7 protein-coding genes are annotated in these 12,115 nt (G+C 34.2%); all 7 read right to left on the bottom strand.

Features of this window, described 5'->3' with window-relative positions:
* Window positions 1-22: 22 nt before the first annotated feature.
* The 7 genes from AAC084_RS02160 to uvrC all read right to left on the bottom strand — a co-directional run bounded on the left by AAC084_RS02160 (window position 23) and on the right by uvrC (window position 12,004).
* Window positions 23-2,731, bottom strand: coding sequence for a TonB-dependent receptor (locus AAC084_RS02160; protein WP_339836280.1), 2,709 nt, complete (start codon window positions 2,729-2,731; stop codon window positions 23-25).
* Window positions 2,732-2,901: 170 nt separating this feature from the next.
* Window positions 2,902-4,539: a glucose-6-phosphate isomerase gene (gene pgi / locus AAC084_RS02155; protein WP_339836277.1), complete on the bottom strand. Its 1,638-nt coding sequence runs from the start codon at window positions 4,537-4,539 to the stop codon at window positions 2,902-2,904.
* Complete coding sequence (locus AAC084_RS02150) at window positions 4,526-5,821, bottom strand: peptidoglycan DD-metalloendopeptidase family protein (RefSeq protein ID WP_339836275.1); 1,296 nt, start codon at window positions 5,819-5,821, stop codon at window positions 4,526-4,528. The genes pgi and AAC084_RS02150 overlap by 14 nt, the downstream gene beginning before the upstream one ends.
* Entirely contained in the window at window positions 5,821-6,792 is a 972-nt protein-coding gene (locus AAC084_RS02145) for a tryptophan 2,3-dioxygenase family protein (protein ID WP_339836273.1), read from the bottom strand. Before AAC084_RS02145 ends, AAC084_RS02150 begins: the two co-directional genes overlap by 1 nt.
* A gap of 7 nt (window positions 6,793-6,799) precedes the next feature.
* Window positions 6,800-7,579, bottom strand: coding sequence for a DUF3108 domain-containing protein (locus AAC084_RS02140; protein WP_339836270.1), 780 nt, complete (start codon window positions 7,577-7,579; stop codon window positions 6,800-6,802).
* A 353-nt stretch (window positions 7,580-7,932) separates the two neighbouring features.
* Window positions 7,933-10,233: a patatin-like phospholipase family protein gene (locus tag AAC084_RS02135; protein ID WP_339836267.1), complete on the bottom strand. Its 2,301-nt coding sequence runs from the start codon at window positions 10,231-10,233 to the stop codon at window positions 7,933-7,935.
* Complete coding sequence (gene uvrC / locus AAC084_RS02130; RefSeq protein WP_339836264.1) at window positions 10,211-12,004, bottom strand: excinuclease ABC subunit UvrC; 1,794 nt, start codon at window positions 12,002-12,004, stop codon at window positions 10,211-10,213. The genes AAC084_RS02135 and uvrC overlap by 23 nt, the downstream gene beginning before the upstream one ends.
* Between the last annotated feature and the right edge of the window lie 111 nt (window positions 12,005-12,115).

The raw sequence follows: 12,115 nt of genomic DNA, 5'->3' as shown, positions 1-12,115 counted from the left end.
TAAATAATATCAAAAAACTAGTTTAGAAGTTAAATCTAGCACTTAAGTTCCAAGTAGTACCGAAACCAAAGAATACACGGTTACTAGTGTTAATACCATCATAAGTATCATCACCAGGCTGTGCAAAAATATTAGTATCAGACTCTGCGATATATGTTGTATCAAACAGGTTGTTTACATTTACTCTGAAGCTTAACTTTTTATCATCGAATGGAATGCTATATGTTGCACCTGCATCGGCAAGACCAAAAGAAGGCAATTTCAAAGCACCATCAGGACCTACACTTGTAGCATCAAATTGAGCATATAAATTACCCGCAAAACGATAACCAAAATCAACATTTAAGTTATTCACCACATTATAATCAGCACCTAGGAATGCAGTAAACTGTGCTGCATCACCAACTTTAACACCATCTAAAGCTAACGTTTCAACCTGCTCTACACCACCTATAACAATAGGTGCTTGATCGTTATCAAAATAAGTAGCAGTTACATCATCTTTATATTCCCAGTTACCAATTGACATCATACCCGTTAGAGCAAATTTATCACTAGCTTGGAATCTACCATCAAACTCAATACCTGTATGAACCTGAGTAATACCTAAAATATTAGCGGTACCACGAATCTCATCTGGTTGATCGGCATTAAAGGTTGCACCAGTAGATTCAAATCTATCCTTCCAGCTTGTATAATATAAGTTAACATTTGCTCTAAACTTTGAGCTTCTGTAACCATATCCTAATTCAAAACCAGTGATTTTTTCATTAGTTAAATTAGGATTCAAGTTATTTCCAAAATTGATATAAACCGCATCAAATAAAGGTTGTTTAGAATAATATCCTGCATTAGCAAAAAAGTTATTTCTTGCGTCTACGTTCCAGTTTACCCCACCCTTAACGTTTCCGCCAAGAATATTTTCGAAATCAGTTTTAGCTGCTGGTACTTCATTAAAGAACTCTTCCCTTGCAAATCCTTGGTTAGATAACGCACCTTGAACGAAACCTGTTATATCTTCAGTAAAGTTATATTCAACTTGACCAAAAAGACCTAACCAATTAACTAAACCGGTATTGTAGTAATCTATTTTTTCTTCATCATCAATGTTACCAAATACCCACCATGGTTGGTTTGCCTTATAGGTTTCAGAGAATAACTGGTTTGGATTGTTTCTATTATCTGTTTCTTGATAAACATCTCCACCTAATCGATCATTCACTCTTCTATAGTGATACCCTTTATATTTTCTAAGATCAACACCAAAATCTATAGTTAAATCACTAGAAATACGGTTATTGAAGTTAGCCAAAATTCCATACCAGTTATGAGAATTCACAGAAGCTCTTCTTGAAATACCGTTAGTGTTATTTTCATTAGCATTTTGATCACTATTGTTTACATATTGACCATTGATTTGCTCTCTTGGAGTAGCGCTAAAATCTGATACCAATTGGCCACTGTTATATGCTACTATATCATCTACCCTGATTAAACCATCAGCAGTTCTTGGAAGTGCAAATTGTCTGCTTCCATTTATCTCACCAATTTCACCAGTACCACCACCACGGCCAAAAGATGCATACGTAGAAGTTTCTAAAGTAGTTTTCTCACTCAGCTTCCAGTTCCAGTTTAAACTGATAACCGGCTTATGGTAGAAATTACGGCGAAAGCTATATTCCTCACCATTTCTATAACCCCAATCTTCATTATATTTTCTATTTGGCTCACCATCGCCATCACCATAAAGAATTTGAGTGTCAATTGATGTAGCTCTACTTCTTTGGTTGTGCCATTGAGGAGCACCTGTAACCATAAACTCTAAACTATGATCACCAGCAGTATAACCCAATCCCATAAAGAAGTTATATCCTTCAAATTCAGTACCATCAGCATACATACTACCACCTGTTCTACTAATTAACATAGAAGCAGAAAATCCATTATCTAAAAGTCCAGAAGAATAAGAAGCTAATGTTTTAACATAACCATCGTTACCAACCGTTGCGCCTATAGCACCACCTTGAGCATTCAACGATGTTTTAGTAACAACATTAATTGTACCACCAACAGATGATACTGCCAATTTAGATGACCCTAGACCTCTTTGAACTTGAATCGCAGATGTTACATCTGAAAGACCCGCCCAGTTACTCCAATATACTTGACCGTTTTCCATGTCATTTACTGGAACACCATTTATCATTACCGCTGAGTTATTGGTATCAAAACCACGAATATTTACACGTGCATCACCAAAACCACCACCTGATTTCGTAGCATATATAGATGGAGTTGTATTTAATAACTCTGGAAATTCTTGAGAACCTAATTTTAATTGAATCTCTTCTGCCTTAATGGTAGAAACTGCAACAGGAGTTTTACGATCCTTGGCAATATCTTGTACACCAGTTACAATAACCCCTTCTAACTCTTCAGCATTAGGCTCTAAAACAATTGAACCGATATTACCTGAAGCAGTAAAAGAAATTTGTTTTGAATTAAACCCAATGTAAGACACTACTAAAGTTCCAGTTGCTGAACTTACATTAATTGTGAAATTTCCATCAAAATCAGATGAAGTACCATTTGTGGTACCTTTTACCATTACGGTTGCACCAGGTAAAGGTGAGTTAGAATCACCATCTAGCACAGTACCGGTAATAGTCCCTTGTGAAAAAGCAGTTACGGTCATTAAAAATACCGCAATTGCAAAGTACATTTTTTTCATTTTTTCAAGTATTTGTTAGTTTTTAACTTGCTGCAAAAGTCTTCTAATTTTTGTCCTCTAACGTTAAGATAACGTTAAATCAGCTTTGCAAAAATACTTGAAAAAACTATATAATAGAACTGTAAATGAAATAGTTGTGCCTTTTTCTAAGAACTTGTCAATTTTCTAAATTATTTCTTAAAATATTGAAGAAGTCGCAATGTCGAACTATCGTGTTTTGAGATTTTTGAATTCTCAATATCATCAAGAATAGTACCAGCTAGTTGTTTTCCTAACTCTACCCCCCATTGATCGTAGCTGAAAATATTCCAAATAACACCTTGTACGAATATTTTATGCTCATAAAGAGCAATTAACGAGCCTAAACTTTTAGGTGTTAATTTATCCATCAATATTGTATTCGTTGGTTTATTACCGGTAAAAACCTTAAAAGGTGCAAGATGTTCAATTTCCTTTTCTGATAAACCTTTAGCTTCTAATTCTGCAATTACTTCAGCTTCGGTCTTACCATTCATTAAAGCCTCTGTCTGAGCAAAATAGTTTGCCATTAGTTTATTATGATGATCCTTATCACCATGCAAAGAATGCTTAAAGCCAATAAAATCAGTAGGTATCAACTTGGTACCTTGATGTATTAATTGAAAAAACGCATGTTGTGAGTTTGTTCCTGGTTCGCCCCATATAATGGTACCCGTTTCATAACCCACTGTATTACCTGCTCTATCAACACTCTTACCATTACTTTCCATAATGCCTTGCTGTAAATACGCAGAAAATCTACTCAAGTATTGTGCGTAAGGTATAATCGCTTCGGTCTCTGCACCGTAAAAATTATTGTACCAAACACTTACCAGCGCCATAATTACAGGAATATTCTCAGAAAACTCAGTTTCCTTAAAATGGACATCAGTTTCATTGGCACCTTGCAACAAAGCATCAAAATTATCATAACCAACTGCCAAAGCAATTGTTAGTCCAACAGCACTCCACAATGAAAATCTTCCACCAACCCAGTCCCACATAGGAAATACATTTGCCGCATCAATACCGAATTCAGCAATTTTTTCACTATTGGTTGATACAGCAGCAAAATGCTTTGCAATATCTTCTTGCGTTGCATGCTTTAAAAACCATTTTTTAATAGTAGTCGCATTAGTTAAGGTTTCTTGCGTAGTAAATGTTTTCGATACCACAACAAATAATGTTGTTTCTGGATCTAAAGTTTTAAGAATTTCATAAACATGATCACCATCTACATTACTAACAAAATGGATAGCTAGATGATTTTTATAAAACTTTAAAGCTTCCGTTACCATAGCCGGACCTAAGTCTGAACCACCGATACCTATATTTACTACATCGGTAAATGCTTTACCTGTGTAACCTTTTAATTCACCATTAATAACTGAATCAGTGAATTCTTTAATATGTTCCTTAACCTCATATATTTCTGGCATTACATTGATTCCATCAACTAATACTTCATCAGATTTCTTACCTCTTAAAGCCGTATGCAATACCGCCCTGCCTTCGGTCTCATTAATAATTCCACCAGCATAATACTCTTTAATAGCATCTTTCAAATTAACCTCTTTTGCCAATTCAAGTAATAACTGCATGGTTTCTGTTGATATTCTATTTTTAGAATAATCAAAAAGAAAATTGTTCCATTGTAACGTAAACTTTTCTGCTCTATTGGCATCTGAAGAAAAAAGACCTCTTAAATGTGCATCTTTGGTCTCCTTATAATGCGTAGTTAGCTTTTTCCAAACCTCAGTTTGTGTTGGATTAGTTTTATTTAATGCCATCTTCTTGATTAAGGGTTAATAAATCTTCTTCCTCTTCTAATAAAACTTTAGGGAATATAATACAATCTAACTGTTCTTTAAAAGCTGATATATATGCGAAATATTCTTTCTTTAAAGTATCATGCAAAGGTTCTGCTTGTGGAAGTTCTTCTCTCAAAGGATCTACCTGATGACCATTTTTCCAAAAACGATAACATACATGAGGCCCTGCCGTACTTCCTGTCATTCCAATCCAACCGATAACATCACCTTGGCGAACAAACTGACCTTTTTTAACCTTTTGAGCTTTCATGTGTAGATACTGTGTTGCATAAGTTCCATTATGCCTAATTTTTACATATTTACCATTACCACCTCTTCTGGTAGATTCTACTACAGTACCATCTGCTGTTGCCATTATAGGAGTCCCTATAGGTGCAGCATAATCTGTACCTTTATGTGGCCTTACCTTAAACCCGTAATGTTTTATCCTTCTTTTAAGATTATACCTTGAAGACAACCTACCAAATTCTACCGGCATTCTTAAAAATGTTCTCCTTAAATTATTAGCATCCTCATCAAAGTAATCTACAATACTCCTTAAAGAATCATTTTCATAAGCAAAGGCATAAATAGGCTTGCCATTATGCTCGAAAAATGCAGCCTCTATTGGCTCTGCTCCTGCGTAGATGGTATCGTTAATGTACTTTTCATTATAGATCACCTTAAATTTATCTTTCTTCTGCAGTCTTGAAAAATCTATTGTCCAAGCATATACATTTGCTAGATTATTAGTAACGTTATAATCTATACCCTGATCTAAAATTGCTTCTGATAAACTGGTCTCGATAATTCCGGATACTTCTCGCCTAACGTATTTTACTTTCCTTTTATCCTTATAAACCTTTACACTATCTCTTAAGTCTATTACAGTATAATTTATAGCGTCGTTTTCGTAAATAAATATCTGAGCCTGAGCTATAGTATCCTTAGATTTTAAAATAACATATGGTTTACCCACACGAATCTTACGAACATCGAATGTATCTCTATAATTTTCAGAAATGGCAGCTATCTTTGGATAGTCGACCTTATTTTGCATCATCAATTCCCCAAAACTATCGCCATATTTAATGGTATCTAATTGAACATTAAATTCATCTAGATTAAAGCCAAATTGATTGTTTACAACCTCAACTTCAGGTATACTAATTTCTTGCGCAATGTCATTTTTCTGTTGTGCATCATCTTTACATGACCCTAAAACAGTTAATGCCAATATTATGCCCCAATATTTCTGCATTACTTCATTTTTGATTTATCTGGATTTAGCATATGGTCAACCCATTGCTTACCCCAATTATTTAATTCTTTATCTGAATACAACTCTGGAAAAAAAACAATTTTCTGAAAACTAGGCGGTAAATATTCCTTCCAATTTGTACCACCGGTTGCCTCTATATCACCAGACTCTCTTCTTAAATATCTATGGGCAGAACCCATATGCATCAATTGCCAATTGATATTAGCATTTATGTCTAAAGTTTTTAATGCTTCAATCAATGCTTCATTTTGCCTCAATTCACTAGGCAAACTTAAATATTTATGATAAATAGTTGCGTCTTTTACTTGCTTGGCTATTCTTATCAACCTTGGCGTATACCTATATTCAAATTGTTTTAAGGTAAGTGTCTTTTCTCCTGTACTAACGTCTGTAGCTCCCTTTTTCCAATATATGTGCTCGTATAACTCTTCTACCGTATTATTAGATGTATAATTAGCCCTTTCAGACACATGCACCAAATTCTCAAGAGGCGTCGAATAAATCTCTATCATTCGAAACTGTGCAGATTGAAACCCACTTGCAGGTAGCAAGGCCATACGATATTGCAAAAACTGCTCTCGCTCCATTCCCTTGATCATAACACCAAAAGAAGAAATAAGTACTGTATAATAACTGTTTATTCTTCGTAATTTTTCAATGAAAAAATCAAGATTATCACTTTTATCATCTACTAACTGCTTCTGCTCATGCAAAATCAATTTAAAATAGAGCTCGGTAATTTGGTGGTACATGATGAAGATTTCTTCATCTGGAAAATGTGTTCGAGGTACTTGCAAACTTAATAAGGTGTCTAAGTGCACATAATCCCAATACGTTAAATAACGTTGATGTAATAAGCCATCTAAATAAGAGCTAAGATCTTGCCCAGAATCCTTATATTTTTCTTCAAGTTTAGATATTTGGGATTTAATCTTCTCTTTATCTTCCATTTATCGGCTAATCCATTATGATTTTAAACTGATGCTTTAGTCCGTTATACCCATCTAAATCGGCTTTTATTGCCCCTACCGCCAAATCTGCTTTTATCCTAATCGGAATTCTATTTTCGTCATTAGAAACCCATAACGACAGACTTTCTTGTTCTTTAAATACACGACCAGATTGAACTAAAGGTCTAAATTTTAGACATTCTACCTTTCCGTATTTAGTATTGACAATTTCTTTGCCTAAATACTTAAGTTTAAAGTTAAAAATACCGTCATCGTCATAAAGCATTTTCAGGGTAATTGCCTTTCCAACCTCAAGGTCTTCCGTTTTATAGTTATTCCTTAAGAAGTAAAAGGCGGATATTAAATCCTGTATATTGTCCTGTAGTGTAAAATTAAGCTTTTTCTTGTTTTTTCTATCATTAAGTTCAGCTTTCGACTCCTTATAATCAAAGTTTATCTCAACATCTTTCGTATACCCACCTTCATTTATTTTTCGAACAAATCGATATGGCTTACCGTCGTTTTTATCAAAATAGCTTTCATAAGTGTCATCTACCTTAAAAAACCAACTAGCAACACCAGTTGTTTCGCCGTGCCCGACAACATGATAAACAGATTTATCATCAATAGTAGCTGAATTAACTTGCAAAGTAGCATAACTAGCATTTAAAAAACCGTAATGCATTCTAAATTTCAACCATTCCCCAGTATTAAATGCAGATGTTGCATTCTGACTTTGTGAGATAGAAAATGAGAAGAGAAAGAATAGTATTACTAGTTTTTGCATAGCCTTCATTTTAAAGTAAAAATAGTAATTGAATCTTTTTAATTACTATCGTTACGATATCTTAAACAAATTTTATTCCAAAGTATTGCATAAAAAAAGCCCAGTCTAAAAACTGGGCTTTTCCTAAATAACCAACCAAACTTTAAATTATGAAAAACCACTACTTAAAGTTGTAAGGGAACCACCCCTTATCTGATGTAAATTTAAGACACAATATCATACCTGACGTACGGTTTAACTTACTTTAATGATAACCTTAACAATTATTCACACTTCACTTAAATATTTGGGAAAGTATTAAGAATTGAGAAGAAAATCGAGGTGACTTTAGACCATTAACCCTGTATGTTTATTTAGAACCAATACCCTACACTAACATAAAATTGCGACCGTTCTATTTCAGGTGACCAAGAATATAAAAGATTAACAGGACCCAAAAATGACTCCCACCCATACCCAATTCCATAACCTGAATACGTTGGTGCTTTAAACCAATCTCCAGTTCTAAAAAGGTCGTCATCTACATTGGCAAAGTTAGCGGTGAACAAAGCATGATTTTTTTTCGCAAATTCAAAATCTAATCTCGCATACGCCTTAACAAAACTATTACCTGGCAGACTCAGAAAATCATACCCAACAAATTGGGTGAAATTATTTATGAAGTCAGTACCATAGCCCCCGAGAACGAAATCATATGTAGTCACATTAGAAGTCCCCAATTTAAACCCGCCTTCTGTTTCTAGATTTAAAGAAAGATTTTTAACTAAAGGAAACGCCATACCCAGTTTGGCTTTAGAAACAGAGAAATCTTTAAAGTTGTTATTAAAATCTGATGACAAAACATAATAATGCATATCTCCATTAAAGTACAATCCTCTAGATGGAAAATACTTATCATCGTAAGTATCTAACTTTAATGCCCCAAACACACTTACATAATTACTTTTTTCAAAATATGTTCGCCCATTTTCCGTAGTAGTATTAATAGAAAGGTCAGAATCTGGTACATCACTAAATGTTCTAGTACTATATCGCAAATGTTTAAGCTCTGCTCCTAACGTAAAAGCAAATTCTTCTTTAACAACAGTTTGAATATATAATTGATTTGTAAAATCAGATACAGCAAGGTTAATCGTATTAATTCTTGAGCTTGGCGTAACATCGAAATTATCTCCTATAAGATCAAAATCTATTTCTTGTTCAAAATCATTGAATCTAGAATTAACACCAAAACTCCAATAAGAACCTTTATCCACATAATATTCAAAATTGTATCTAATATTATCTCCCAAGATCAAATCAAAAGATGCTACATCATCTTTAGACAATATTCTTCGCTTAGTAAGGTTAATTATTGCAGCGCTTTTATACAAATCATCATAATGAGCTCCCAATCTTAAAAAAGAGGTATTTGGAGTTTCATCTAAGGGTAAAATCAAATCCTCCCCATCATTTATATTGTTCAGTAATTTATATCTAATTGTTCTAAAGTTACCCGTAGCAGACAAATTACCAATACCCTGCTGCAATTTCTTAAAGCTTATCGACTCATCTAGATTGAATCTCAATTTCCCTTTCACATACCCCCTAGTATGCGTTGTGTTTCCATCAATCAGTAACCTATTCACAGTTAATTGTTGATCTGAATCGACTGCAGTAACAGTAATTTTATTCTTTTTAGTTTCTGTTGCCAACTCCCTAAGTTCATCTATTTTTAAATTTGCCGCATCTACACCTGTCTGAATGATAGCATTTAATTTATTGAACTCGATTACAGAATATTTTTCTATCTGTGGCTTTATATAGATATCTGTTTTTGCAGATTTTATTTTCATGTCTGCCACAGTTCTATAATTATTTATCTGCAATAAAATTTCAGTAGCAGATAATAGCGCTTCGCGATCAGAAAGGTCATGTTGAACATCAACACCTATAATTATATCTGCGCCCATTGCCAAAACCTCATCTATTGGATAATTATTGACCACGCCCCCATCAATTAAAACTTTATCATTAATTACCGAAGGCTCAAAAAGCGATGGCAATGTTCCACTGGCTAAAATTGCCTCTGGCAAATATCCAGAATCTAATATCACTTGTTTTCCGGTCTCAATATCAGTGGCTATACATACAAAAGGGGTAGGCAATTTATCAAAATCTTCGATATCTTTTACATGATATAAGAGCCTAACTAATTCATTATAGATATTTTGCCCGCCTGAATATGCTGGCGGAACGGATACTTTGAAATTATTAAAAGGCAAGGTTAATGAATATCGTTCAGAGTCGTCTTTTTCATAAAAAGTTTTAGCACTTCTTGGAAGATTATCTTGAATAAGAGTTCCGAAATTAGTAGCATTAAACATAGAATCTAACTCTGTAGCCGTGTAACCAGCTGCATACAATGCCCCAACGATTGCACCCATACTTGAACCCCCAATGTAATCTAATTCGACACCTGCCTCTTCAATAACTTTCAGAGCACCAATATGAGCCATTCCCTTTGCTCCACCGCCGCTTAGCACCAAACCAATTTTTGGTTTTTTCTTATCAGAATCTGTCTGTGCTATCACACATAAAGAGTTAAGCAACAAAATTGCCGCCAAAATTATTGCTCTACCCAAATCGAAACTATTCTTTACGAAAAGACTCATATATCTTCTTGGCTTTTGACGCTCCAACCTCTTGGCATAGGCTATCAATACTAGCCTCTTTAATGCGTTTAACAGATTTAAATTTTTTTAATAATTGTTGTGCGGTTTTTTCACCAACACCATCTATACCCTCTAACTCAGAATTAATAGCACCTTTACTCCTTTTATTTCTATGAAATGTTATACCAAACCTATGCGCTTCATTCCTTAAAAACTGAATAATCTTTAAGCTCTCAGACTTTTTATCCAAATAAAGAGGAATAGGGTCTTCCGGAAAATAGATTTCCTCCAACCTTTTGGCAATCCCTATAATAGCGATTTTTCCTCTAAGACCTAAAATATCTAGACTTTTTAACGCTGATGAAAGTTGCCCTTTTCCACCATCTATAACTATTAGCTGTGGAAGAGGTTGCATTTCTTCTTGTAACCTTTTATATCTACGAAAAACAACTTCTTCCATAGAGGCGAAATCATCAGGGCCCGTTACAGTTTTAATGTTATAGTGCCTATATTCTTTCTTAGAGGGTTTACCATCTTTAAAAACTACACAAGCGGCTACCGGGTTACTACCCTGAATATTACTATTGTCGAAACATTCAATATGCCTAGGCTCAGCCGACAATCTTAAATCCTTTTTCATTTGAGCCATGACCCTGTTCGTGTGACGGTCGGGATCAATTATCTTTATCTGATTAAATCGCTCTTGTCTAAAGAATTTGGCATTACGTTCAGATAAATCTAGAATACGCTTTTTATCTCCTAATTTTGGTACGGTAATTTTTATCCCTGGAGAAACCGCTATTTTAAACGGCAGGTATAATTCTTTAGAATCTGAATTAAACCGTTCTCTAATTTCCACAATTGCAAGTCCCAACAAATCTTCATCTTGCTCTTCTAGCTTCTTTTTTATTTCCATGGTGTGAGACCGAATTATGGAACCATGAGCTAACTGTAGAAAGTTCACATAAGCGAACGAATTATCTGAAATTATACTGAACACGTCTACATTGCTAATTTTAGGATTGACTATAGTTGATTTAACTTGATAGTTTTCCAATACATCAATTTTATCCTTGATTTTCTGAGCCTCTTCAAATTTCATTTCAGCAGCCAACATCTTCATCTGTCCTTTAAAATATGTGATTGAAGATTTAAAATTCCCTTTTACAATTTGTCGTATATCTTCAATTTGCCGATCGTATTCAGCAATAGATTGATAGCCTTCACATGGCCCCTTGCAGTTACCTAAATGATACTCTAGACATACCTTATATTTACCAGCATTAATTTTATCCGCAGATAAATCATAATTACATGTTCTTAAAGGATAAACACTCTTTATTAGATCCAGAAGAATTCTAACGGTTTTCATGCTAGTATATGGACCATAATACTCTGAACCATCCTTTATTACTCTTCTAGTTGGGAAAAATCTTGGGAAACGTTCATTCTTTAAACAAAGCCAAGGGTAAGATTTATCGTCTTTAAGCAAAACATTATATCGAGGCCTCAATTCTTTAATCAAATTATTCTCTAACAATAGTGCATCGGACTCTGTCGGAACAACGATATGCTTTATGGCTCTTATTTTCTTTACCAAGACTCGTGTCTTGCCATACTCATGGTTTTTATTAAAATAAGACGAAACCCTTTTCTTTAGATTCTTTGCCTTGCCAACGTATAAAATACCGTCATTACTATCATAGAATTGATAAACCCCCGGACTTGTGGGCAACGAACTTAACTGTATGTTTAATGGGATTTCAGACATAGTTTGACGCTACTAATTTAGTCTATAAAAATCAGTTTAGATTAAACCTTAATACTATAATAGAGAAAGAAAATACTTCAAAAGACACTTTTCTCTCACGTTATGAACTTG

The organism is uncultured Maribacter sp. (assembly GCF_963977385.1).
Lineage (GTDB): Bacteria > Bacteroidota > Bacteroidia > Flavobacteriales > Flavobacteriaceae > Maribacter.
This window is presented reverse-complemented; position numbering and strand designations above follow the sequence as displayed.

Coding starts and splice junctions, on each gene's coding strand:
- AAC084_RS02160 (WP_339836280.1), bottom strand. CDS start 2,731: ATGAAAAAAATGTACTTTGCAATTGCGGTATTTTTAATGACCGTAACT.
- AAC084_RS02135 (WP_339836267.1), bottom strand. CDS start 10,233: ATGAGTCTTTTCGTAAAGAATAGTTTCGATTTGGGTAGAGCAATAATT.
- AAC084_RS02145 (WP_339836273.1), bottom strand. CDS start 6,792: ATGGAAGATAAAGAGAAGATTAAATCCCAAATATCTAAACTTGAAGAA.
- AAC084_RS02140 (WP_339836270.1), bottom strand. CDS start 7,579: ATGCAAAAACTAGTAATACTATTCTTTCTCTTCTCATTTTCTATCTCA.
- AAC084_RS02150 (WP_339836275.1), bottom strand. CDS start 5,821: ATGCAGAAATATTGGGGCATAATATTGGCATTAACTGTTTTAGGGTCA.
- uvrC (WP_339836264.1), bottom strand. CDS start 12,004: ATGTCTGAAATCCCATTAAACATACAGTTAAGTTCGTTGCCCACAAGT.
- pgi (WP_339836277.1), bottom strand. CDS start 4,539: ATGGCATTAAATAAAACTAATCCAACACAAACTGAGGTTTGGAAAAAG.